This window comes from Crossiella sp. SN42 (assembly GCF_023897065.1).
Classification (GTDB): domain Bacteria; phylum Actinomycetota; class Actinomycetes; order Mycobacteriales; family Pseudonocardiaceae; genus Crossiella.
The window spans coordinates 30,178-54,892 of record NZ_JAMHIV010000025.1 but is presented as its reverse complement, the minus strand read 5'-3'; the positions used below and the strand labels follow the sequence as shown (position 1 = coordinate 54,892).

Annotated in this window: 16 protein-coding genes and 1 tRNA gene; 7 read left to right on the top strand and 10 right to left on the bottom strand. The window is 70.6% G+C overall.

From position 1 onward, the window contains the following. The first annotated feature begins 39 nt into the window (after nt 1–39). Both M8C13_RS28195 and M8C13_RS28190 read left to right on the top strand, forming a co-directional pair. Complete coding sequence (locus M8C13_RS28195; RefSeq protein ID WP_252483747.1) at nt 40–2,304, top strand: (Fe-S)-binding protein; 2,265 nt, start codon at nt 40–42, stop codon at nt 2,302–2,304. A 51-nt stretch (nt 2,305–2,355) separates the two neighbouring features. Continuing rightward, complete coding sequence (locus tag M8C13_RS28190) at nt 2,356–2,961, top strand: Uma2 family endonuclease (RefSeq protein ID WP_252483746.1); 606 nt, start codon at nt 2,356–2,358, stop codon at nt 2,959–2,961. 1 nt (nt 2,962) lies between these two features. Here M8C13_RS28190 and M8C13_RS28185 read toward each other — a convergent pair whose 3' ends face one another. Then, entirely contained in the window at nt 2,963–4,048 is a 1,086-nt protein-coding gene (locus M8C13_RS28185) for an SdrD B-like domain-containing protein (protein ID WP_252483745.1), read from the bottom strand. A 145-nt stretch (nt 4,049–4,193) separates the two neighbouring features. Between M8C13_RS28185 and M8C13_RS28180 the strand changes: the two genes are divergently transcribed. Continuing rightward, nucleotides 4,194–5,195, top strand: coding sequence for a cation diffusion facilitator family transporter (locus M8C13_RS28180; RefSeq protein ID WP_252483744.1), 1,002 nt, complete (start codon nt 4,194–4,196; stop codon nt 5,193–5,195). Between the two features lies 1 nt (nt 5,196). Here the strand turns inward: M8C13_RS28180 and M8C13_RS28175 are convergent, their stop codons facing one another. After that, nucleotides 5,197–11,025 (bottom strand): hypothetical protein, encoded by a 5,829-nt coding sequence (locus tag M8C13_RS28175; RefSeq protein WP_252483743.1) that lies wholly within the window; start codon nt 11,023–11,025, stop codon nt 5,197–5,199. A 76-nt stretch (nt 11,026–11,101) separates the two neighbouring features. Next, nucleotides 11,102–11,683, bottom strand: coding sequence for a dCTP deaminase (gene dcd / locus M8C13_RS28170; RefSeq protein WP_252483742.1), 582 nt, complete (start codon nt 11,681–11,683; stop codon nt 11,102–11,104). Between the two features lie 72 nt (nt 11,684–11,755). On the opposite strand from dcd, the gene M8C13_RS28165 reads away from it, so the two are divergent. Further along, nucleotides 11,756–11,829: transfer RNA gene (locus M8C13_RS28165), tRNA-Gly, on the top strand. Nucleotides 11,830–12,045: 216 nt separating this feature from the next. Here the strand turns inward: M8C13_RS28165 and M8C13_RS28160 are convergent. From M8C13_RS28160 to M8C13_RS28150, 3 genes are all read right to left on the bottom strand, one after another. Beyond that, entirely contained in the window at nt 12,046–12,246 is a 201-nt protein-coding gene (locus M8C13_RS28160) for a DUF433 domain-containing protein (RefSeq protein ID WP_252483741.1), read from the bottom strand. 211 nt (nt 12,247–12,457) lie between these two features. Next, nucleotides 12,458–12,658 carry a DUF433 domain-containing protein gene (locus M8C13_RS28155; protein WP_252483740.1) on the bottom strand — a complete coding sequence of 67 codons (201 nt, stop codon included), beginning with the start codon at nt 12,656–12,658 and terminating at the stop codon, nt 12,458–12,460. A 133-nt stretch (nt 12,659–12,791) separates the two neighbouring features. Then, nucleotides 12,792–14,312, bottom strand: a complete 1,521-nt coding sequence (locus M8C13_RS28150; protein ID WP_252483739.1) for a sodium:solute symporter family protein — start codon at nt 14,310–14,312, stop codon at nt 12,792–12,794. A gap of 196 nt (nt 14,313–14,508) precedes the next feature. Between M8C13_RS28150 and M8C13_RS28145 the strand changes: the two genes are divergently transcribed. Together M8C13_RS28145 and M8C13_RS28140 are read left to right on the top strand one after the other, a co-directional pair. Continuing rightward, nucleotides 14,509–15,150 carry a LysE family translocator gene (locus M8C13_RS28145; protein WP_252483738.1) on the top strand — a complete coding sequence of 214 codons (642 nt, stop codon included), beginning with the start codon at nt 14,509–14,511 and terminating at the stop codon, nt 15,148–15,150. A gap of 146 nt (nt 15,151–15,296) precedes the next feature. Next, nucleotides 15,297–17,132 (top strand): acyl-CoA dehydrogenase, encoded by a 1,836-nt coding sequence (locus tag M8C13_RS28140; protein ID WP_252483737.1) that lies wholly within the window; start codon nt 15,297–15,299, stop codon nt 17,130–17,132. 66 nt (nt 17,133–17,198) lie between these two features. Here the strand turns inward: M8C13_RS28140 and M8C13_RS28135 are convergent, their stop codons facing one another. From M8C13_RS28135 to M8C13_RS28120, 4 genes are all read right to left on the bottom strand, one after another. Then, complete coding sequence (locus M8C13_RS28135; protein WP_374213178.1) at nt 17,199–17,987, bottom strand: DUF1206 domain-containing protein; 789 nt, start codon at nt 17,985–17,987, stop codon at nt 17,199–17,201. A gap of 54 nt (nt 17,988–18,041) precedes the next feature. Next, complete coding sequence (locus M8C13_RS28130) at nt 18,042–21,383, bottom strand: VanW family protein (protein WP_252483735.1); 3,342 nt, start codon at nt 21,381–21,383, stop codon at nt 18,042–18,044. Nucleotides 21,384–21,454: 71 nt separating this feature from the next. After that, complete coding sequence (locus M8C13_RS28125; protein ID WP_252483734.1) at nt 21,455–21,775, bottom strand: co-chaperone GroES; 321 nt, start codon at nt 21,773–21,775, stop codon at nt 21,455–21,457. 107 nt (nt 21,776–21,882) lie between these two features. Further along, the gene (locus tag M8C13_RS28120) at nt 21,883–23,739 is read right to left on the bottom strand and encodes an NHL domain-containing thioredoxin family protein (RefSeq protein ID WP_252483733.1); all 1,857 of its coding nucleotides are present in this window, start codon (nt 23,737–23,739) and stop codon (nt 21,883–21,885) included. A gap of 74 nt (nt 23,740–23,813) precedes the next feature. Here M8C13_RS28120 and M8C13_RS28115 point away from each other — a divergent pair, with 74 nt between their 5' ends. Beyond that, the gene (locus tag M8C13_RS28115) at nt 23,814–24,284 is read left to right on the top strand and encodes a hypothetical protein (protein WP_252483732.1); all 471 of its coding nucleotides are present in this window, start codon (nt 23,814–23,816) and stop codon (nt 24,282–24,284) included. Nucleotides 24,285–24,715 lie beyond the last annotated feature (431 nt).

The window sequence follows — 24,715 nt, the reverse complement described above, 5'->3', positions numbered from 1 at the left end:
GAATACCGACGCCGCTATTTCCTGGGAGGGCTGCCGAGCATGGGTGCTGTGCATATCGTGTTGGGCCTGATTTCTCTGGCCGCAACCCTCGCCTGGGTCGTGCTGCTGACCAGGGCCGTGGTCCAGATGGTGCGCACGGTCCGGCTGGGCCAGCCCGACCCGACCCGCAACGGGCCGCTGGGCGGCCGGTTGAAGAACATGCTGGTGGAGATCCTGGGCCACACCAGGATGCTCAAGTGGGGCGTGGTCGGCGCGGCGCACTGGTTCGTCATGGTCGGCTTCGGCTCGCTGGTGCTGACCCTGGTGGAGGCGCACGGCGAGGTCTTCGACCCGGCCTACGAGCTGCCCATCATCGGCGGCTGGGCGCCGTGGGGCCTGTTCGTCGAGCTGATCGGGCTGACCACGGTGGTCGGCATCCTGGTGCTGATCACCATCCGCCAGCGCAACCACCCGCGCCGCGCGGACCGCCAGTCCCGCTTCCAGGGCTCCAACTTCTGGCAGGCCTACTTCGTCGAGGGCGTCATCCTCAGCGTGGGCATCTGCATCTTCGCCATCCGCGCGTTCAAGACCTCCAGCGGGCTGTTCCACTACCCGGTCTGGGCCACCCCGATCACGCACGCGCTCGGCGCGATCCTGCCCAGCGCGCCGATCATGGTCTCCATCTTCGCGGTGTTGAAGATCTTCATCTCCGCCGCGTGGGCGATCACCATCGCGCGCAACCTGAACATGGGCGTGGCCTGGCACCGGTTCACCGCCTTCTTCAACATCTACTTCAAGCGCGAGGCCGACGGCGGCGTGGCGCTGGGCGCGGCCAAGCCGATGATGAGCGGCGGCAAGCCGCTGGACTTCGAGGAGGCCGACCCGGAGAAGGACGTCTTCGGCGCGGGCAAGGTCGAGGACTTCTCCTGGAAGGGCTGGCTGGACTTCACCACCTGCACCGAGTGCGGGCGCTGCCAGTCCCAGTGCCCCGCCTGGAACACCGGCAAGCCGCTCTCGCCCAAGCTGGTGATCACCCAGCTGCGCGACCACGCCTACGCCAAGGCCCCGTACCTGCTGGCCGGTGGCCGCAAGGACATGGCGGGCGACGAGGTCGGCATCACCGGTGACGACGCCGAGGCCCGGCTGGCCAAGATCGACGTGCTGGCGCTGGCCGAGTCCGACCGCCCGCTGATCGGCGGCCCGGACGAGCTGGGCATCATCGACCCCGAGGTGCTGTGGTCCTGCACCACCTGCGGCGCCTGCGTCGAGCAGTGCCCGGTGGACATCGAGCACGTGGACCACATCGTGGACATGCGCCGGTACCAAGTGCTGATCGAGTCGAACTTCCCGAGCGAGCTGGGCGGGATGTTCAAGAACCTGGAGAACAAGGGCAACCCCTGGGGCCAGAACGCCAAGGACCGGCTGGCCTGGACCGAGGGCCTGGACTTCGAGGTGCCGGTCTTCGACGGCGAGCTGGGCGACACCGAGTACCTGTTCTGGGTCGGCTGCGCGGGCGCGTTCGAGGACCGGGCGAAGAAGACCACCCGCGCGGTGGCCGAGCTGCTGCACCTGGCCGAGGTGAAGTACACGGTGCTCGGCCCGGAGGAGACCTGCACCGGCGACCCGGCCCGGCGCGCGGGCAACGAGTTCCTGTTCCAGATGCTGGCCCAGCAGAACGTCGAGGTGCTCAACTCGGTCTTCGAGGGCCGTCCCAAGGGCAAGCGCAAGATCGTGGCCACCTGCGCGCACTGCTTCAACTCGCTGGCCAACGAGTACCCGCAGCTGGGCGGCGAGTTCGAGGTCGTGCACCACACCCAGCTGCTCAACCGCCTGGTCAGGGAGCGCCGCCTGGTCCCGGTCGCCCCGCTGGCCGAGGACGTCACCTACCACGACCCCTGCTACCTGGGCCGCCACAACCAGGTCTACTCCCCGCCGCGCGAGCTGATCGGCGCCACCGGTGCCGCCTTCCGCGAGATGCCCCGGCACGGCGACCGCTCCATGTGCTGCGGCGCAGGCGGCGCGCGGATGTGGATGGAGGAGCGGATCGGCAAGCGGATCAACGTGGACCGGGTGGACGAGGCACTGGGCACCGCGCCGACCAAGATCGCCACCGGCTGCCCGTTCTGCCGGGTGATGCTCACCGACGGCGTCACCCAGCGCCAGAACGAGGGTCAGGGCGCCTCGGTCGAGGTGGTGGACGTGTCCCAGCTGCTGCTCAGCGCGGTCCGGCGGGGCCAGCCCGCGGCGGCGGCCGACGAGCCGGAGGACACCCCGACCGACGCCGAGCCGAGCGGCACCCCAGCGACTGAGCAGGACAAGTCGTAGCAGCCCAGCGGGCGGGTGAGGCAGTACCCTTGACCGTGGAGGTGCTGGCAGATGGTTGCCGAACTGGTTGGACGGCCTTTTGACCCGCTCGTCGAGTTCGACGGGATGTGGGACATGAAGCTGGCCGAGCACTACCTGCCACTGCCACACGTGCCCGCGGCCAAGTACGAGTGCCTGGACGGAAAGCTGATCATGAGCCCGTACGAGGCTTCGCAGAACTCGTACGCGGAAGCTCAGCTGGCCTTCCTGTTCCATCTGGCGGCCAAGGGCACGCCGTTCCGGGTGTACGGCACGGTCAACCTGCTGTTCGCACCGGGGCGGTGGATCCAGCCGGACCTCACCGTGCTCAACGGCTCCGCGGAGGGGGCCCTCTGGGTGCCGCCCGGCCTGGCCACGATGGTGGCCGAGGTGGTCTCGCCCAGCAGCCGCCGCCGCGACCGGATCGACAAGCCCGCCCTGTGCGCGGACGCCGGGATCCCGTTCTACCTGGAGGTCCAGGTGGACCACGAGCAGGAGCGGGCCGCGGTCCACCTGTTCAAGCTGGACCGCGGCGCCTACCGCCCGCACTCCAGCGCGCTGGCCGGGCAGAAGTTCGAGACGGACCTGCCGTTCCCGCTCTCCTTCGACCCGGCCGAGCTGCTGGACCTGGACGACTGAGCTAGGGCTTGCGGCCCAGCCAGAGGTAGCCGTCGTCGTTGCCGGAGTCCCGGTCGCCGCCCGCGTCGGGGCGCTGCCGGAAGTGCAGTGGCGCGGTCAGTGGCTGGTCGGCCACCACGGTGAGGGTCAGCGCGCGTTCCTTGGCGCCGGGCTCGACCGCGGTCATGGAGTTGGCCAGCACGGTCGGGCCGGTGGAGACCACGGTCCAGTCACCCGCGACGCCGGAGACCCGGACGCCCTCGGGCAGGAACAGCGAGACCGCCACCCGCTGGCCGGTCTCGCCGCGGTTGGTCAGGTGCACGGTGACCTTGACCGGCTGGCCGACCGCGGCGGTCTGCGGGTCACGGTCGGTGCTGATGCTGAGCGCGCCGTCGTAGCGGGACTCGGCGTAGCCCGCGTCCACCTCGCGCTCGGTCTGACCAGGGCGGATGCGCAGCTCATCGCTGGTGTAGCTGCCCCAGGCGAAGTCGTTGTCCCGGCCGGGGCGGGTCAGGGTGAGCTGGGCGGCGGTGGCCAGTGAGCTGGCCTTGAGCTGGTAGCGGCCAGCCGGCAGGTCGTGCAGCGTGTAGCGGCCGTCCTTGCCGGAGGCGGCGTGCCGGTTCACCGGTTTCACGGTGGTCACCGGCACCTCAGCCAGCGGCTGTTCGCCGTGGTCGCGCTTGCCGTCCCGGTCCGCGTCGTGCCAGACCGTGCCGGTGATGGTGCCGCCGCGGATGCCGAAGTCGATCGGGCGCACGCCGTCGGCGGAGACCAGCGCGAACCGGACCGGGCTGGTGGTGGCGGCGTACTCGGCGCGCTGGTGGCTCACCTTGTACAGCCCGAACTTCAGCGTGGGCGAGGTGTAGCGGCCGTCCCGGTCGGTGACCGCCTTGCCTGCCGGTCGCTGCCGCAGCACGTCGAAGAAGCTCACCTCCGCGTCCGCGGCCCCTGGCTCACCGGGCTCGGCGGCACCGTCGGCGTCTCGGTCGAACCACACCTGTCCGGTGACCGTGCCGGTGGGGGCTGGTTTCTCGGCTAGAGCAGGCGCTCCGGTCAAGGTCAGCAGACTCGCACCGGCCAGGACCACGGCGCCGCGCCGCAGGTTCATCGAAAACTCCCCGTTCCGCTCGATGGACGTTGCCATCCAACACACGTTCGATCATGGCCGTGGGTTGTCCACATGGGGTGGATTCACCTTTCCGGCGGCACGCGGCCGGCATGCCGGAAAGCACTCTGGAGAGCACGATGGGCGGATGGTTGAGGAGAGCAAGCCGGGCGGCGAGAGCACGCTCACCGTGGTGCTGGCGCTGATCGTGAACTTCCTGATCGGCGTGATGAAGGCGGTCGCCGGTGCGCTCACCGGCTCGGCCGCGCTGCTGGCCGAGGCGGGGCACTCGGTCGCGGACACCTTCACCGAGGGGCTGCTGCTCACCGCGCTGCGCCGCTCTGGCAAGCCGGCCGACCGGCGGCACCCCTTCGGCTACGGCAAGGAGCGCTTCTTCTGGTCGCTGATGGCCGCGGTGGCGATCTTCGCCTCCGGCGCGGTGTTCGCGGTGGTCGAGGGCGTGCACACGCTGCTCAGCGGCGATGACACCCAGACCAGGCCGTGGGTGGCCTACCTGGTGCTCGGCCTGGCCTTCCTGCTGGAGTCGGTCTCCTTCGTGCAGGCCAGCCGCCAGGTGCGGCGCGAGGCCAGGGCCGAGCAGCGGGGCCTGCTCGCCTACCTGCGGCACTCCGACGACCCCACGGTGAAGACGGTGTTCTTCGAGGACACCGCGGCGCTGATCGGCCTGCTGCTGGCCTTCCTCGGCGTGCTGCTGCACCAGCTGACCGGCTCCGCGGTCTGGGACGCGGTGGCCTCGCTGGCCATCGGCGCGCTGCTGGCCGTGGTGGCCTACCTGCTGGGCAGCACCAACCTGGGCCTGCTGATCGGCCGCCAGGCCGACCCGGTGCTGGTGCGCACGGTGGCCGCCCGGCTGCGCGCGACCCCGGAGGTGGAGGCGGTGGTGGACATCCTGTCCATGGTCACCGGCACCGACCGGGTGCTGCTGTGCGCCCGCCTGGACTTCGACGACGCCCTCGGCGCGGCCGACCTGGAACGCGCCTGCGTGCGCATCTCGGCCGACCTGCGCGCCGAGTTCGCCGAGCTGGACGAGATCTTCCTGGAGCCGGTCCCGCGCGCCGATCCCGAGCTGCGGGCCAGGGTGCTCGCCCGCTACGGCGACCTGCTCTCCCGGCCCGCGAGCTCGGACTGACTCAGTTCCGCTGACGGCGGGCTCCGGCGACCAGGACCACCCCGAGCGCCAGCAGCGCGAGCCCGGCCCACAGGAACACCCCGGTCGGCGCGCCGGTCTCGGCCAGCGGCGGCCGCGGCGGCGTGGGACCGGGCCCGCCGGGCACCCGCACGCTGGCCGAGTCGGTGTCGCTGACCGGCCCGCCCGGCTGCGCGGTGTCCGGCTGACCGGTCGCGGTGGCGGTGTTGACCAGGGTGCCGCCGCTGGGCGCGGCCGTGGTGCAGGTCCAGGTCTGGCTGCCGTTGACCGGCAGGCGGTCGATCCGCCGGTCGCAGGCGGGTAGCGCCGGGTCGGCCACGGTGACCTCGACCAGGTCGACGGTGCCGGTGTTGCGCACGGTCAGCTTGAAGGTGACCGTGCGGCCCGGCGCCGCCTCGTCCTGGTCGGCGGTCTTGGTCAGGTCGATGCCGGGCGTGGCCAGCTTCGCCGTCGCGCTCGCCTGGTCGGTCACCGGCCGCCCGGTCGGGTCGGTGCCGGTGGCGGTCACCGTGTTCTCGATGTCCTTGTCCCGCATGGCCACCGTGCACTTGACCGGCTGGCTGGCCTGCCCGGGCGCGAGGTCGCCGACGGTCACCGAGCAGCCGGGCGCGACCTGGTCGCTGAGCACCACCCCGGTCAGCGGCACGTCACCGGTGTTGCGCACCAGCACGGTGAACTCGGCCTGCTGCCCGCTCAGCAGCGGCTTGGCCGGGCCGGTCTTGACCACCTCGATGCCCGGCCCGATCACGTCCAGCACGGCGTCGTCGGCCGCGGTCACCGGCCTGCCGGTCGGATCGATGCCGGTCACCGTCGCGGTGTTGGTGACGTCCTGGGCCGCGGTGATCGCGCAGCTCCGGGTCTCCGTGCCGCCGGCCGGCAGCTGCGGCAGGGTGAAGCCGCAGCCCGACTGCTTGTCATCGGCCACCCGCACGTCGGTCAGCGGCACGTCGCCGGTGTTGCGCACGACGATCGTGTAGGTCACCTGGTCGCCGGGCCGCGCGGTGCCGGGGCTGACCGACTTCTCGATGACCACCTTGGGATGCACCACATCCACCGGCGCATCGTCCACATCGGACACATCAGGTCCGGTCGGCGGGGTGCCGGTGGCCTTCGCGGTGTTCAGCACGTCGTCAGCGGGGGCGACCATGGTGCACGGGTAGGTCTCCGCGGCCCTGACCGCCAGGTTGGCGAAGGTGCGGCGGCACTCCGGCGCGAGCTCGTCGGCCACGGTCACCTTGGTCAGCGGCACGTCCCCGGTGTTGCGCACCACGATCCGGAAGGTCACCGAGTCACCGGCGCGGAACGGCCCGCCCTCGGTGTCCTTGGTGATCTCGATGCTGGGGTGCTGCACGTCCACCCGCACGGTGTCCTCATCGGTCACCGGCGGCCCCACCGGCGGGGTGCCGGTGCCGGTCGCGGTGTTCGTGAAGTCCTGAGCCGGTGCGGTCACCGTGCAGGTCACCTCGCGCTCAGCGCCAACGGCCAGCTGCGGAATCGTTGCCGCACAACCGGGTGCGCCCGGATCGCTGATCACCACGTTGGTCAGCGGCACGTCACCGGTGTTCTTCACCGTCACCGTGAAGGTCACCTGGTCGCCTTCGCGCACGGCCTGCTTGTCCGCGCTCTTGCTCAGCTCGATCGCCGGGTGGATCACGTCCACCGAGGCGTCGTCGGTACCGGTCACCGGCGACCCGACCGGCGGTTTCCCAGTCACCGCAACGGTGTTGGTCAGGTCGTCGGTCGCGGTCATGGTGCAGGTGTAGGTCTCGCTGGCGCCCGCGGCCAGTCGCTCGAAGGTGCGGGCGCAGGCGGGCACCGCCGGGTCGGTCACCGCGACCTGGGTCAGCTCGGTGTCCCCGGTGTTGCTGATCTTGATGGTGAAGGTGACGGTGTCGCCGACCCGCACGGTCTCCGGGGCCGCGGTCTTCGCCACCTGGACACCGGGGTGCACCACGTCGACCTTCGCGTCGTCGGTGTCAGTCACCGGCGGGCCGGTCGGCGGGGTGCCGGTCACCGACGCGGTGTTGGTGACGTCCTCGGCGCCCGCGGTCATCGCGCAGGTGTAGCTCTCGCTCTTGCCGGGGGCCAGGTCCGGCAGGGTGCGCGCGCAGGACGGCGCGACCGGGTCCGCCACCGTGACGCTGGTCAGCGGGGCGTCGCCGGTGTTGGTCACCGTGATGGTGAAGGTGACCGTGTCGCCGGTGCGGAACGGGCCGCCCTGGACCTCCTTGGCGATGTTGACGCCGGGGTGCAGCACGGTCACCTTCGCGGTGCCGTCATCGGTCACCGGCGGTCCGACCGGTGGCGTGCCGGTGCCGGTCGCGGTGTTCTCGAAGTCCTGCGCCGGTGCGGTCACCGTGCAGACCACCCGGTGCTCCGCGCCGACGGCGAGCCGCGGAACCGTGGTGGCACAGGCGGGTGCGGCCGGATCGGTGACCACCACGTTGGTCAGCGGCACGTCGCCGGTGTTCTTCACCGTCACCGTGAAGGTCACCTGGTCGCCCTCGCGCACGGTGTCCTTGTCCGCGCTCTTGCTGACCTCGATGGCCGGGTGCACCACGTCCACGGTGGCGTCGTCGGAGTCGGTGACCTCGCGGCCGGTCGGGTCGGTGCCGGTGACCGTGGCGGTGTTCACCAGGTCCTCCGCGCCCGCGCCGTAGGTGCAGGTGTAGGTCTGGCCTGCGCCCGGCGCGAGGTCCGGCAGCGTGCGCGCGCAGGCCGGGATGGCCGGGTCGGTGACGGTGACCTTGGTCAGCGTCGCGTCGCCGGTGTTGGTGACCTTGATGGTGAAGGTGACCGTGTCGCCCTGCCGGACGGTCTCCGGGTCGGCGGTCTTCTCGATCTCCACCTTGGGGTTCACCACGTCGACCGCGGCGTCATCGGTGTCGGTGACCGGCGGGCCGACCGGTGGCGTGCCGGTCACCGTGGCCACGTTGGTCACGTCCGCGGTCGGCGCCAGCACGCAGGTGTAGGTCTCGCTCGCGCCCACGGCCAGGGTGGCGAAGGTCCGGTCGCAGGCGGGCGCGACCGGGTCGGCCACCCGGACGTCGGTGAGCGCCACGTCGCCGGTGTTGCGCACGGTCAGGGTGAAGGTCACCTGCTCGCCGGGCCGCACCTGGGCGGGCTTGGCGTCCTTGGTGATCTCCACCGCCGGGTGCTGCACGTCCACCCGCGCGGTGTCCTCATCGGTCACCGGCGGTCCGACCGGCGGGGTGCCGGTGGCGGTCGCGGTGTTGGCGAAGTCCTCCTGCGGCGCGGTCACCACGCAGGTCAGCTTCTGCTCCGCCCCGGCGGCCAGCAGCGGAATCGTTGCCGCACAAGCGGGTGCGGCCGGATCGGTGACCACCACGTTGGTCAGCGGCGCGTCCCCGGTGTTGCGCACCAGCACGGTGAAGGTGACCTGGTCGCCGGCCCGGACCACGTTCGGGTCGGCGGTCTTGGTGACCTCGATCGCCGGATGGATCACGTCCACGGTCGCCTCGTCAGTGGCGGTGACCGGCGGTCCGACGGGCGGCTTGCCGGTGACCGTGGCCGTGTTGACCTGGTCCTCGGTGACCGCGGTCGAGCAGGTGTAGGTCTCGCTGGCGCCGGCGGCCAGGCTGGCGAAGGTGCGGGCGCAGGCGGGCAGCTTCGGGTCGGTCACCGCGACCTCGGTCAGCGCGCTGTCCCCGGTGTTGCTCACCTTGATGGTGAAGGTGACCGTGTCGCCCACCCGGACCGTGCTGGGGGAGGCCGTCTTCTCGATGGTCAGCGCGGGTTTGAGCACGGTGACAGTGGCCTGTGCGGTGGCGCTGACGTCCTGCCCGGAGGCGTCCCTGCCGGTCGCGGTCGCGGTGTTGGTGGTGGTCTCGGACAGCCGCGCGGTGCAGGTGAAGGTCTGCTTCGCGCCGGCGGCCAACGGTCCGGACAGGGTGCGGGCGCAGGCCGGGGTGCGGTCGTCGGTGATCCGCACCGGGTTCAGCGGGGCGTCGCCGGTGTTGGTCACCGTGATGGTGAAGGTGGTCTCGTCACCGGCCCGGATCGTGCCCGGGTCGGCGGTCTTGGTCAGCGCGATGCCGGGCCGCACGATCGGCACCGGAGCCTCGTCGCTGCCCTCGACCTGCTTGCCGAGCGAGTCCACCCCGCTGGCCGTGGCCGCGTTGACGTTGTCCGCCACCGGCGCGGTGGTGGTGCAGGTGAAGGTCCGCTTCGCCCCGGGGGCGAGCGTTCCCGGCAGGTTCCTGGCGCAGTCGGGCACCTTCGCATCCGCCACCCGCAGCCTGGTCAGCGGCACGTCACCGGAGTTGGTCACGGTCAACGTGAAGGTGACGGTGTCGCCCTCGCGGTAGGCGGGCTTGTCGGCTTCCTTGGTCAGCGTGATCGCCGGGTGGATCACGTCCACGGTGGCGCTGGCGGTGCCCTCCAGCGGGTCGCCGAGGCTGCTGGTGCCGGTCACCGTCGCGGTGTTGGTCACGTCGTCGGCGGGCGCGGTCCCGGTGCAGGTGAAGGTCTCCGACCGGTTGCCCGCCAAGGTGCCGAGCACCCTGGTGCAGTCCGGGAACTTCGGATCGGCCACCCGGACGTTGCTGGCCGTCGCGCCGCTGGGGTTGGTGACCTTGATCGTGTAGGTGACCTGGTCGCCCTCGTGCGCGACCGCGGGATCGGCGGTCTTGGTGATCTGCAGCTCGGGCACCGCGACCGAGAACACCAGGTTCTGTGCCAGGTAGGAGTCGCCGTTGGTGCTGAAGGCCAGGTTCGCGCTGGTCGCCCCGGCCCGGATCGCGGTGGTGCTGATGGTCTTGGCGTCCACGCTCCAGTTGTTCACCGTGTCCGGGCTGGACCGGCCGTCGGCGTTGGAGACGAAGAAGTTGTCCACGCTGCCGGTGACCGGCTCCGGGGTCGCGGTGCCGTTGACCTTGAACCGGTCGCCCGCGATGTTGCGGTCGCCCTCGTAGGCGGTCATCCCGATCCGGGTGGAGGAGGCGGCCGAGCGGAACCCGGTGACGGTGATCATGGTCTCCGGGTCGCGGGAGTTCTGCCGCACGTGCCCGTCGTAGACGAAGACCTCGCGCTTGCTCGGTGCGTGCTCCGGGTTGCGCTCGGCGTACTTGTAGACCACCACCAGCGACCACCCGGCCATGCAGCCGAAGCCGTTCACGCCCCACACGTTGGCCGTGGTGACGCTCAGGTCCGTGCCGGTGGCCACCCCGGCGAAGGCGGCGGTGACATCGGCGTAGGCGGAGTAGTACTGGCCGCCGCCTGCGTAGCCGCCCGCCGGGTCCCTGGTGAACTTGGCCGGGCTGACCTGCTGCGCCTTGTCCCCGACGGTGAGCTTGACCTGCTGGTCCTGCGGGTCGCTCGCCGCGCCGCTGGGCACGGTGGCCGGGATGAAGCTGCGGTTCTGGCACATCAGGGTGCGCGAGCCGTCGTAGGTCCCGGTGTTGCCCGCCCAGTTCAGCCGGGCGAAGTCGACCGTGGCCCCTGGCGGGATGCGCAGGCTGGCGGTGGAGGAGTTGAACGTGGTCGCGTCGCCGTCCACGTCCGCCTGGACCATGAAGTAGTCGTCGTTGTAGTCCCCCGCGCTGCCCGGCGGCACCCGGCTGCCCGCGGCGACCTGCGCGCAGGCGGCAGGCGTGGCATCCCGCCACTGCGGCCGGTTCTCCGCCGCGGTCGGGCAGCGCAGCGAGCCGTTGCCGACCTCGACGAAGTCGCCGTAGATCACCTGGTCGTAGTTGAGCCGGAACGGCTCGACCACCCCCGCCTGCGCGGGCGCGCCCGCGAGCAGCCAGCCGAGAGCCAGGAGCAGGGCGAGCAGGAGCCGGAACAGCCGCATAGCTGGCACCCTGCTGCTGACCTGGCGGTTTCACCACCCGGCCACGCCCGGCGTTCCACCAAAGAGGGGAACCGGACTACCGCTTTGTGGTGCCCCGGTGAAAGTTGAGGTACGCCCGCGAGGGGGTCGGGCCGCGCTGCCCCTGGTAGCGGGAGCCGGCCGCGGCCGAGCCGTACGGGTGCTCGGCAGGCGAGCTGAGCCGGAACAGGCAGAGCTGGCCGATCTTCATCCCCGGCCACAGGGTGATCGGCAGGTTGGCCACGTTGGACAGCTCCAGCGTGATGTGCCCGTTGAAGCCCGGGTCGATGAACCCCGCGGTGGAGTGCGTCAGCAGGCCGAGGCGCCCCAGCGAGGACTTGCCCTCCAGCCGCCCGGCCAGGTCGTCCGGCAGGCCGACCAGCTCCAGCGTGGAACCGAGCACGAACTCACCGGGGTGCAGGACGAAGGCCTCGTCGTCCTCCTTCTCCACCAGCGAGGTCAGCTCGTCCTGCTGCAACGACGGGTCGATGTGGGTGTACTTGGTGTTGTCGAACACCCGGAAGAACCGGTCGAGCCGGACGTCGATGCTGGAGGGCTGCACCATGCCGACGTCGTACGGTTCGAGGTTGAGCCGACCGGCTTCGACCTCCTTGCGCAGGTCGCTGTCACTGAGGAGCACGGCCCCAGCCTATCCGGCCCCAACTGGACACAACCGGGCCGCCATCTTGTATGCTCGGCAACGCACGATCACGCGGGTGTAGTTCATTGGTAGAACGACAGCTTCCCAAGCTGTAGAGGCGGGTTCGATTCCCGTCACCCGCTCCACTTCCGCCCCGGTGTGCTCGCTTTTCAGCTCGCCGGGGCGTTTCGCATTCACACCGGGGGCCGAGCCCCCGGACCCCAGCCGGGGGTGGCCCCCGGACCCCCTGGTTGGTTGGGTGGCTGGGCTTGCGGGGTCGGGTGGGGTGGGGTGGGTTCGTACGAGTAGGCCCGGATCTTTGGAGATCCGGGCCTTTCTGTTGTCTGCCAGGGGGTTGCGGGTCAGCGGCCGCCGTTGCGGGCGTACTCGCTGCAGGCGTCGACGTCCTCAAGGGTGATGCTGGGGTGGCGGGCGACGATCTCGGCTGGTGAGAGTCCCTCGGCCAACAGGGAGTTGACCACCGCGACCGCGACGTTGGTGCCGGTGACGAACGGGACGCCGTTTCCTACTCCCGGATCGTGGGAGATCTGCTGAAGGGCCACAGCGCCAGTGTGCGTGGGGGTCACTGGGGCGTCAATGCACCAGACGGAAGCTTCGGAGATTCCGAATCCGTGGTCGCCGCGGGCTGAAGTCGTGGCGACCACGGAGCGTGACCATACCTACCGGATATGGCGTTGGACACATTTTCGCCACAGAGAAAATGGTCTTGAACCTACCGGCGTGACTAATTACGGTCCCGGAACGGAGAGGAATTCAGTGTGCTCCGCCGCGCTGGAATTCGAGGCAGAGGTCGACGTCGCCGATCTCCAGTTCCGGGTACTTCTGCACGATCTCCTCCGCGGTACGGCCCTCGCAGACCAGCGCGACCACGGAGGCGACCGGGACCTTGGTGCCGGTGACGATGGGCACGCCGCCGAACAGCTCTGGGTCCGATGAGACCTGTAGGAAAGCCATGTGAAGATCCTGCGCCTTCAACCAGTTGATGTCGACCGCACATGGTAGTGGCTTTCGTCAGACCAGAGGGGCACCCCGGTCCACCATCAGGCGGATCGAGGTGCCCGGTAAACCGGCTAGGGGCCGGAAATAGTCACGCCCTGGCGCGCACGGTTTCCGGTTCGGTCGGTTTGTCCGCTTCGTCGCTGCTCAACGAGTCGATCAGCTCGTCACGCTGCGTGCTGCGTTCCGGCTTGACCAGGCCGACCACCAGGAACAGCACCAGCGAGGTCAGCAGCGGATAGGCGACCAGGGCTTCCTTGGCCACCGCGACCCCGGTCTGCTGCGAGATGTAGAGCACCGCCCACACGCTCAGACCGCCCAGGGTGGAGGAGATCGCCGCGGTCGGGCCCATCCGGCGGAACCAGGGCAGCATGCCCAGCATCAGCGGCACCGCGATCGGGCCCATGGTGGCCGCGACCAGGTCCACCACCACCTTGAGCACGCCGCCGTTGGTGTCCAGCGAGACCGCCATCAGCATGCTCAGGCCGATGAAGCTGAACGTGGTGATCCTGGCCAGTTTCAGCTGGGCGGCCTCGGTCAACCGCCGCGCGCCCTTCCACATCCTGGGCAGGATGTCCCTGGTGATCACCGCGGTGATCACGTTGGCGTCCGAGGAGACCATCGCCATGGTGTGCGAGAAGAACCCGGCCAGCACCAGGCCGATCATGCCCGCGGGCAGCATGACCTTGCCCAGCTCGATGTAGGCGTCCCCGGCGTTGAGCAGGTCCGGCACGATCAGCGGCGCGGCCCACATCGGGAAGAACAGGATCAGCGGCCACACCAGCCACAGCACCGCGGACAGGATCGCCGAGCGCTTGGCCTCGCGGCCCGAGGGCGCGGCCATGTAGCGCTGCGCCAGGTTCCACATGCCGCCGTTGTACTCCAGCGTCTTGATCACGAACAGCGCCATGAAGAAGGTGGCGGTGTACGGCTCGCGCAGCGGTTCGCTGTTGGCGGCGGGCAGCTTGTCCCAGATCTCCCACATGAACTGCAGGCCGCCGAAGTGCGCGGCCACCGCCACGAACATCACGATGCCTGCCGCGCCCTGGATGATGAACTGGCCGAAGTCGGTGAGCGCGTCGGCCCACAGGCCGCCCATCACCGAGTAGATCATCGTGACCACGCCGACGACCAGGATGCCGACCCAGATCGGCACCCCGGCGAAGCCGCGCAGCAGGATCGCCACCGCGGACCACTTGGCCGCGATGTCCACCACCTTGAGCACCGAGCCGGACCAGGCCATCAGCTGCTGGGCGGGCACGTTGTAGCGCCGGGCCAGGTACTCCAGCGGCGAGGCCACCCCGTGCTTGGACCGCAGCCGGTTCCAGCGCGCGGCGAACAGGAACGCCCCGATGCCGATACCGATGCCGATGGTCAGCGCCCACCAGACGTAGACGGTCAGGCCGAGCCGGTAGGCCTCACTGGCGAACGCCACGAACATGACCGCGCTGTAGCCGGACATGTGGTGCGAGATGCCGGAGAGCCACCACGGCATCTTGCCGCCGGCGGTGAAGAAGTCGACGACGTTGGCGATCCGGCCGCGCGACCACCAGCCGATCCCGACCATCACGAAGAAGTACCCGCCGACCACAAGCCAGTCGAGGGTGCCCATGACACCTCCAGGATCAGTACCCGCCACAGGGAGCGGTCCTCAGTTGTGATCCGTCTTACGAGGTCACCCTTGGGTTACGGAATGATTTCTCATGAACCGAGTCACACCTGTGACTAATGATCAGATATGTGAACGGGAATGTGATAAGGCACCGTGAATCTCGCCCACTCGGGCACTTGCGGACGAGACTGCTCGCATGGACGTTGTGACCTGGCCGTTCGTGCTCACCTGCCTCGCCGTGGTGATCGCCCCCGGCCCTTCGCTGGCGGTGATCGTGAACCAGGCGTTGCGCGCCGGCCGCACCACCGGGCTGGCCACCATCGCGGGCAACACCAGCGGCCTGGTGTTCTGGGCCGCGGCCTCCGCGCTCGGGCTGACCGCGCTGGTGCGCACCTCCGAGGTGGCCTTCGTCGTGCTCAAGGTGGCCGGCGCGGCCTACCTGTGCTTCCTCGGCGTGCAGACCCTGCTGCGCTCGCGCAGGCACCTGCGGGCGGCGCAGGCCGACCTGGCCGCCGGTGACCGGCCCAAGGGCCTGTGGTCGGCCTACCGGGCGGGACTGCTGGCCAACCTGGCCAACCCCAAGGCCGCCGCGCTCTACCTCGCCCTGCTGCCCCAGTTCCTGCCCTCGGAGGGCTCGGTGCTCACCGGCACCGCGGTGCTGGCCGTGGTGCAGATGGCCATCAGCGCGGGCTGGTACGGGCTGGTGGTGCTGGCCGTGAGCACGGTGCGCCGGGTGCTGTCCAAGCCGGTGGTGCGGGCCCGGCTGGACCAGGTCAGCGGCCTGGTGCTGGTCGGCATGGGCGTGCGGATGGCCACGCTGACCCGAGCCACGGTGTAGGTGATCCCGGTCACTAACTCTGTTACCTCCAGAAGGGTGACCAATCCCGCTTGCTGCGGGTTACTCACAGGTAATACTCTGTTGTTACCGGCCAGTAGGGGACCGGCCCGGAAGGCCAGCACCCCGCACAACACGGGAGCGACGAGATGGGCCACTACAAGAGCAACCTGCGCGACCTCGAGTTCAACCTGTTCGAGGTCTTCAAGATCCAGGAGCGCCTGGGCAAGGCGCCCTTCGACCAGGCGGATGAGGACACCGCGCGCGGGATTCTCAGTGAGCTGAACAACCTGGCGACCGGCCCGCTGGCCGACTCCTTCGCCGACGCCGACCGCAACCCGCCGGTGTTCGACCCGAAGACGCACTCGGTGGCCCTGCCGGAGTCGCTGAAGGCCTCCTACAACGCGCTGCAGGACGGCGAGTGGGGCAAGCTCTTCCTGCCCGAGGAGCAGGGCGGCTACGGCCTGCCCCGCACCGTGCAGTGGGCCGCCGCCGAGCTGATCCTCGGCGCCAACCCGGCCGTGTTCATGTACCTGACCGGCCCCAGCTTCTCCACCATCGTGCACCGCAACGGCACCGAGGAGCAGCGGCACTGGGCCCAGCTCATGCTGGACCGGGGCTGGAACGCGACCATGGTGCTGACCGAGCCGGACGCCGGTTCCGACGTCGGCGCCGGGCGCACCAAGGCCGTGCAGCAGGAGGACGGCAGCTGGCACCTGGACGGCGTGAAGCGGTTCATCACCTCCGCCGAGCAGGACCTCAGCGAGAACATCATGCACCTGGTGCTGGCCCGCCCCGAGGGCCCCGGCATCGAGCCGAAGCCAGGCACCAAGGGCCTGAGCCTGTTCCTGGTGCCCAAGTTCCACTTCGACACCAAGACCGGTGAGCTGGGCGAGCGCAACGGCGTCTACGTCACCAACGTCGAGCACAAGATGGGCCTGAAGGCCTCCACCACCTGTGAGCTGACCTTCGGCCAGCACGGGGTGCCTGCCAAGGGCTGGCTGATGGGCGAGGTGCACGACGGCATCGCGCAGATGTTCCAGGTCATCGAGTACGCCCGGATGATGGTCGGCACCAAGGCGATCGCCACCCTGTCCACCGGCTACCTCAACGCGCGCGACTACGCCAAGGAGCGCGTGCAGTCGGCCGACCTGACCCAGATGCTGGACAAGACCGCGCCCCGGGTGCCCATCACCAACCACCCGGACGTGCGGCGGATCCTGATGCTGCAGAAGGCCTACACCGAGGGCCTGCGCGCGGTGTACCTCTACACCGCGACCTTCCAGGACTTGATCATCGCCGAGGAGAACACCGAGCTGGCCGAGCGGGTCAACGACCTGCTGCTGCCGATCGTCAAGGGTGTCGGCTCCGAGCGCGCCTACGAGCTGCTCGCGCTGTCCCTGCAGACCCTCGGCGGTTCCGGCTTCCTCCAGGACTACCCGATCGAGCAGTACATCCGGGACGCCAAGATCGACACCCTGTACGAGGGCACCACGGCGATCCAGTCCCTGGACTTCTTCTTCCGCAAGATCGTGCGGGACAAGGGCCAGGCGCTCGGCTTCATCGCGGGCGAGATCCAGAAGACGCTGGACTCCGAGGTCGGCAACGGCCGCCTGAAGGAGGAGCGCGCGCTGCTCAAGACCGCCCTGGAGGACGTGCAGGGCATGCTGGGCGCGATGATCGGCTTCCTGACCACCGCGCAGGAGGACCCGCGCAACACCTACAAGGTCGGCCAGAACACGGTCCGGCTGCTGATGAGCGCGGGCGACCTGCTGGTCGGCTGGCAGCTGCTGCGCCAGGCCGAGATCGCCATCACCGCGCTGGACGGCGGCTCGGTCCCGGCCAAGGACCAGGCCTTCTACCAGGGCAAGCTGGCCGCGGCCTCGTTCTTCGCCAAGTCGGTGCTGCCCGAGCTGACCGCTCGCCGCAAGATCGTGGAGACCACGGACAACGGGCTGATGGACCTGGACGTGGCCGCGTTCTGATTTCCACCACCTGACGCTGTCGGGGCCGCGACGGGACTCCCTCGCGGCCCCGCTGCACGTCCGGGCTCAGGTGCGGTGGCAGCGGGCCTCGGCGAAGCAGTACACGCCGAAGGCGGCCACGCCCAGCGCGACCAGGCCGAGCAGGTAGGGACCGTAGTCGGCGGCGGCCAGCGTGCGCAGCGCGGCGTCCAGGCCGCCTGCCTGCTTGGGGTCGTGGTTGATCGCGGCCAGGCCGATCAGCACGCCGACCACCCCGTAGGCCACGCCCTTGGCCACGTACCCGGTCTGGCCGAGCCGCACGGTCAGCCGCTGGGTGCCGTGCGGCAGCTTGGCCAGGTCGAGGTCCTCGGTGAAGGACTTGCGGATGCCCTTGACCGCGGCCGCCACGCCCACACCGAGCACGATCAGCGCGAGCAGTCCGACCAGGAAAGGCCCGGCCGGCAAGGACATCAGCCAGCCGGTGATCTCCTGCTGGCTCTGATCTCCTTGCTGGGTCCCGGATCCGACCAGCAGCTGCACCGAGACCACGGCCAGCACCGCGCCGGCGAACCCGTGCGCGGCGGCCGAAACCCGTTTGCTGGCCCGCAGTCCGTGGCCGCTGACCGCGACCAGGAACTGCCACACCGCGAAGAAGCCGAGTCCGGCGGCCAGCACGACCAGCAGCACACCGCCCAGCGGCTGCTCGGCCACCGAGGCCAGCGCGCCCTTCTGGTCCGCCTCACCGGCGCTGTCGCCGACGGCGACCTGGATGGCCAGCCAAGCCACCACGAGGTGCACGATCCCGAAGCACACCGCGCCGATCCGGCCGAGCCGCACCACCCACCGCTTGCCCTCTTCAGCACTCCGCGTGGACACCATTGCTCTCGGGTGTCCACGCGGAAGTACCGCGAAACGGGCCGGATGGCCTAGTCAGGGCGTCGGCGGCCCGCAGATGATCTTGTCCTGGGCCTTGTAGGTCACCGTGCGCCGCTCGGTGCGGGTCTTGCCACTGGCCAGATCCTTTATCGTGCGGGTGTCGGTGATGGTGAAGCCCTCGAGGCCGCCGCTGGGCTTGCAGTCCGGCTTGTCGGTGACGTGCCGGGTGTTGGGCTGGGTGACGTTGGTGCGCTGGCCTTCCTGGCCCTGCACCTCGTAGGTCTTGGTGCCCCACAGCTGCACGGCGATCGAGCCGTTGGTCCAGATGGTCTGGATGTAGATGCCGGTCTTCGTGTCGTTCTTGAACTTCACGTCGATCAGGCTCTGACCACTGGGGCCCTGGAAGACCGTGGCCTCCCGGCCGGCCGGGTAGCGGCTGATGTAGTTGCTGTGCTCCTTGTGCTCCACGTCGACCATGCCCGCGTAGTAGGCGGCGTTGTAGAGCGTGGTGGCCATCTGGGACACCCCGCCGCCGACGCCGCGGCCGGGCAGGCCGTGCTCGAGGATGCCGGCCTCGACGTAGCCGGTGGACTCGTTGCGCGGGCCGGTGCGGGCGTTGAGGCTGAAGGTCTCGCCCGGCTTGACCACCGCGCCGTTGATCTGCTCGGCGGCCCGGCGGATGTTCTGCCCGGAGTCGGGGGCGAAGCCCTTGGTCTCGAACCGGCTGATCATCTCCTTGATGCCCAGCTGGTTGGCCTGCTCGGTGGTCAGCTTGGCGGGCTGGTCGCCGTACTCGGCCTTGATGGTGCGGTTGTCCGTGCGGCGCAACACCTCTGGCAGCCCGGTGAGGGTCTTCTCCCAGTCCACGCCGCGGCCGTCCACGGACTCCTTGACCACCGGCTTGCCGCCCTCGATGACGAAGGTGGCGTCCTTGCCCGGCTTCTCGGTGGAGGCCAGCTGCGGCTTGGCGGCCTCGGCCACCTTGGCGCTGTCCAGCTTGGGCGTCAGGTTGCCGCCCTCGTCGACCTCGAACTTCAGCGCGCTGGCGATCGCGGCCGGGGTGAGGTTGGCGTTCTTGCCCTCGCCCTGCACCACCACGGGCCCGGAGACCGCGGGCTTGGCGATCTCCTCCAGCGCCTTGCGCACCGAGTCCGGCGTGCTCTTGACCTGGCTGGCGCTGACCGGCAGCTCGACCACCTTGCCGTCGGCCCAGTCGGCGACCATGGCCGCGCTGGCCTTCTCGATGTCCAGCTTCTGCCCGGTCTTCGGGTCCACCGGCACCGGCTTGGCGCCCTGGAAGCGCACCGTGCCCTCGACCGGCTCCCGGTCGGTCTTGCCGCGCAGGCCCTCCATGGCGGAGGTCAGCTTGGGCCCGTCGGCTCGGGTGACCACGCCGACGTCCCTGGTGCCGAAGAAGGAGGACAGTCGGGTGAGCGGGTTGAGCGGCTGCGCGCCTGCCTGGTCCAGGGTGGCCGGCCAGTCCAGGGTCAGCCCGGCCTCCTGCGGGTTGACGCTGGCCTCGACATCGCCTGCCCGCACGGTCACCGGCTTGGTCAGCCGCGGCTCGATCTGCTGGCGCAGCTTGGCCTCGGCCGCGGTCCGGTCCAGCCCGCCGACGTCCACCCCGGCCACGGCCACCCCACGCGGCACATTGCCCTGGGACAACAGCAGGTCAACCCCGTAGAGCAGCCCGAACACCCCGAACGCGGCCGCCACACCCATGATCGTCCGCCGCTTGCGCTTGCTCTTGCGCTCGTCATCGGCCCCGTCGGAGAACCCGTCCCCGTCCCCGCCAGGCGGCGTCGGCGGCAACGCGGCGACCACGGTCGCCTCCTCCTCCGGCACCGGAGCAGGCAGGAAGGAGGTGGCGGCGCCGATCTTGGGAATCCGCACCGTGTCGACTTCCGGATCGGGCTGCCGCCCCGCGCCCAGCGGCCGGGGAATGGACTGCGTCGGCTGCTCGATCTGCCGCGTCGGCTGCTCGGCGGACCGCCCGGGAATGGCCTGCGTCGGCGCGTCGACATTCCGCCCCTGCGGCCGGGCCTGTCCCCGAGGCGGGGTGCCGGGTCCCTGGGCGGGGTTGTCGAAACCGCGCGGCGGCGTGCCGGTGCCCTGGTTCAGCGCGTCGAACCCGGGCGGCGGGGTGCCGGGCTGACTCGGGAAACCACGGGGCGGGGTGCTCTGGTTCGGGAAGCCACGGGGCGGCGTGCCGGGGCCTTGGCGCGGGAAGCCGCGCGGCGGGGTGCCGGGGGCCTCGCCGGGGAAACCCCGAGGCGGCGTGCCGGGTCCGTTCGCTGCCTGGCCGCGGGGCGGCGTGCCCGGCCCCTGCGCCTCCAGGCCACGGGGCGGTGTGCCTGATCCCTGTGCCTCCTGACCGCGAGAGGGCGTGCCCAGGGCATGCGTCTCCTGGCCTCGGGGCGGTGTGCCCGGCGCGGGCGCTTCCTGGCCGCGGGATGGCGTGCCCGGCGCGTGCGCCTCCGGGCTGCGAGACGGCATGCCCGATGCGTAAGCCTCCGAGCCGCGCGACGGTGTGCCAGATCCCTGTGCTTCCGCACCGCGAGAAGGCGTGCCAGGTCCCTGTGCTTCGAGACCTCGGGACGGTGTGCCAGGCCCCTGCGTGTCCAAGCCTCGGGACGGCATGCCCGTTCCCCGGGTCTCCTGGCCACGGGGCGGCGTGCCCGGTCCCTGTGCTTCCGGATCGCGGGCCTGCATGCCCGGCGCGGGCGCCTCTGGGCCGCGGGCCTGCGCTGCCTGCCCCTCGAAGCCGCGCGGCGAGGCACCCTGGCCGTCAGCACCCCGGGCCGGGGCACCCTGGCCCTGAGCCGGGAAGCCCTGCCCCTGGTGCTCCATGCCCCGCGGCGGCGTCCCCGGTCCCTGCGTCCCCGATCCCTGGGCCTCGGTGCCGCGCGGGGCGCCCAGCGACTGCGGCGGCAGGCCCCTCGGCGAGGTCAGTTCCGCGGCCGACGGGTACGACTGGCTCGCCTCGGCGGGCCGGATCGGCGCGAACAGACCCCTGGTGAGCGGCTCGGGCTGCACCGGCGGGTTGGGCGGCGGCGCGTTCTTGCCCCGGTTCGAGGTCTCCGCCTCGGCCGCGGGTGGCTCTGGCGCGCTCTGCGGGGCCGGGTCGGACTGCTCCGCCGGCTTGTCGTCACTGCGCGGCGCCGGGTCCGCGCTCGGGGTCTCGGCCTCGGGCTCCGGCTCGGCGGCGGCCGTCGGCTCCGGTGTCGTCATCGGGCGGGTGTGCTGGTCAGCGCCCGCGGCGAGTTGCTCGGTGTGCGGGTCCAGCCCGTTGGCGGGCGTCCCGTCCTCGGCCGTGGGCTCGTCTACCGGCTGCGGGGCGGACAACACCGTCGTCTGCTCTGACCGCGGGCCGGGCCGCTGCTCTTCCTCCGGCACCGTGTCCCCTTCTGACGTGGGCGCGAGCACGCGCCTGGCTAGCTACCCGGCTGTCACGTCGAGGGCACGCGTCACAGGTACAAACCCGTGCCGTGCTCGGCTTGCTCGCTGGCGACGGCGTGCAGATCCCGCTCGCGCATCACCAGGTAAGCCTGGCCCTGTACCTCGACCTCGAACTGCTCCTCGGGGTTGAAGAGCACCCTGTCACCCACCTTGACAGTACGTACGTGGTTCCCCACCCCGAAAACTTCGCCCCACACCAGCCGTTTGGCCATCTGGGCAGTGGCCGGGATCACGATCCCACCACTGCTGCGTCGCTCCCCGCCCTCCTGCGCGATCCGCACCATCACGCGGTCGTGCAGCATCTGGATCTGGAGCTTGGCATCGGGCACCTTCGGAGTTTACTTGCCCCGCCGAGGTCATCGTGGGGCGGCTCCGACTGCGCGTTACCCCAGAACGCGACGTTGAGCAGGCAAACAACTAGGTAGAGTGCGCCAGATCACACCTGGGATTCGTCCATTCCGCCCATAACCAGCGGCAGCCGGATGGGCGCACCCGATTGGACCACAACGGGAACACCCCAGTCCTGCCTGGTCAGGCGGCAGGCGGGGTGCTCGACACCCTCGTCACAGCTGGCTGCCTGGGCGACCACGTGGAGTACACCCGAGGGCACGTCGGCGGCGATCATCAACCGGCGCACCAGGTCCGTGCCGACACCCGCGCCCTCGACCAGCAGTTCGGGCGGCGAGGCGGTCACCTCCAGCCGGGTGGACGGCCCGTACCGCTCGTCCAGCTTCTGCCCCGGCGGCGGCACGAACACCACCGCCAGCTCCACCGCGCCCGCGGCCAGCTCACTCGGCGGCCGCCGAACCTGTTGCGCCGCACCGGAGATCAGCTTCGCCGCCACCCCAGGCGGCACCGGCCGCTCCAGCCGGTGCGCGGCCGAGGACACCACGACCACCTCGCCATCGAGCACCACCGCGCCCGAGGGCTCGGCCAGGTCGGTGGCGATGGTGCTGACCTCGCCGGACTCCGGGTGGTAGCGCCGCAGCGCGCCGTTGTAGGTGTCGGCCACGCCGATGCTGCCGTCGGGCAGCACGACCACGCCGAGCGGGTGCTGCAACAGGGCCTGGGCGGCCGGACCGTCCCGGTGCCCGAAGTCGAAAAGCCCGGTGCCGATCACGGTGCGCACGGTGAGCACGCCGTCCTCGTAGGCCAGGTAGCGCAGCGCCGAGGTCTCGGAATCGGCCAGCCACAACCGTTCCCGCACCGGATCCGCGGCCAGCCCCGAGGTCTGCGCGAAGAACGCCTGCGCGGCCTCCCCGTCCCGCAACCCCTCCACCGTGGTCCCGGCGAACCGCGACACCGTGCCCGCCACCGGATCGAACAACCCGATCGTGTGATTCCCGGCCAGCGCGACCACCACGCCACCAGCGGGCGCCCACCATTCGACGTCCCACGGACTGGTGAGCTCGATTTCCGTTGCCGGTCCGTCGGTTTCGCCATCCCGCCACTGCTCGCCGGTACCGGCCACGGTGGAGACGAACCCGTCGCTCAGCCGCACCCCGCGCAACAGGTGGTTGACCGTGTCCGCCACCACGACGTCGTACCCGACCCGCTCCGCCACCTCCGGCGGCAACAGCGAAAGCCCGGCAGGCTCAGAAAAACTCGCCGCACCCGCCGCCCCGTCGGCCCGCCCCCGGACCCCGGAACCGATGCGCCGCAACAAGGTCTCGCCATCCGCGGCCAGCTCCGCCAGCGAATGCCGCGCCGAGTCCGCCACCAGCAAGGTCCGCTCCGGCGTCACGATCGCCTTGGCGGGGAACCGAAGCGAGGTCTCCGCGGCCACCGGCGGCACGTATGGACCATCTCCCCGGTGCAGCGTGCCCTTGGCCGTGTGCTCGGCGACCAGCTCGGCCAGCACCCGCCGCAGCGCCTCGGCGTGCCCCTCCCCCGCGGCCACGTGCACCACATAACCCTCGGGATCCACCAGCACCAGCGTCGGCCACGCCTTGACCGCGTACGCCTGCCAGGTCACCAGCTCCGGATCGTCCAGCACCGGGTGGTGCACCTCGTACCGCTCCACCGCCGCGGCCAGCGCCGCCGGATCCGCCTCGTGCGCGAACTTCGGCGAGTGCACCCCGATGGTGACCAGCACATCGGCGAACTCCGCCTCCAGCGGCCGCAGCTCGTCCAGCACGTGTAGGCAGTTGATGCAGCAGAAGGTCCAGAAGTCCAGCAGCGTGATCTTGCCGCGCAGGTCCGCGAGCCGGATCTGCTTGCCGCCGGTGTTCAGCCAGCCACGGCCGGTCAGCTCGGGGGCGCGGACGCGGGCACGGCGCTTCGCAGTGGTCACACCGGGATTCAACACAGCGAACGAGCTGCGCTGTTCCCCGGCCCACCAGGTGGGACGCGGTGCACTATGGCCGGGTGACCGAGTTGCGCTGGGCGGACGTCGAGGACCTGTTCGACGTGGACAACGGGATCCTGCCGGACGTGGTGGTCCGGGGGACGACCGTGGCGGACTGGCAGGCGGTGCTGGACCTGATCCGGTCGCGGGGCTGGCCGCACACGTACACCGAGGACAACCAAGCCGCGGGGGTGCCGAGCGCGGAGGTGATGCTCAGCCGGTCGTCGGTGCCGGAACTGGCGGTCTGTCCGGGGGCGGAGGTGTGGCTGATGTTCCGGTGCTCCGCCGCTGACACGATCGACTTCGACGTGCATCTGGAGGAGCTCCAGGGGCCGGAGCCGTTGGCGGTGTTGTGCGGAGTGTTCCGCGACATCGGACGGCTGTTGGGCAAGGCGGTGGTGATGACGTTCGAGGGGTCGGAGCTGCCGATGATCGGGTACGACCCGGTGCTGGACCGGGTGGTCCGGCTGGCTCCGCCTGTTGCCCCATGACCGGCGTGACGCCAGTCACAGCGTGAACCGGGGCTGGGGTTTGCTCGTCTTCGAGTCTGAAGTAGTGGACGAACAGGGACGGCAGGTCTGTCCGGGCATCACGATCGCTTGTGCTGGGTGGCGCGGGCGTGGCGGGGTCCGGGCGGGGCCGGGGTGCTCGGTGGGACGGGGTCAGTCGGTTCGGGCGGTGCCGGATCGGGTGGTTTCCGGCGAGTGCGGAACCGGTGGCCGTTCCTGGGGAGCCGGGCAGCGCAGGGGCAGTGCTGCTCGGTTCTCGGCGGCCTGTTCATGGGCGGACAGGTCGCCGCGGTCGCGCGCCGGCTGCTTCACACCGGCGCGCGACCGCGGTTTTTTCTTCGGTACCAACGGGAAGGTCGTCCGGCCCACCCCCGGCCGGACGACCTTCCCACCCCCCGCACCGCGCGGACGCG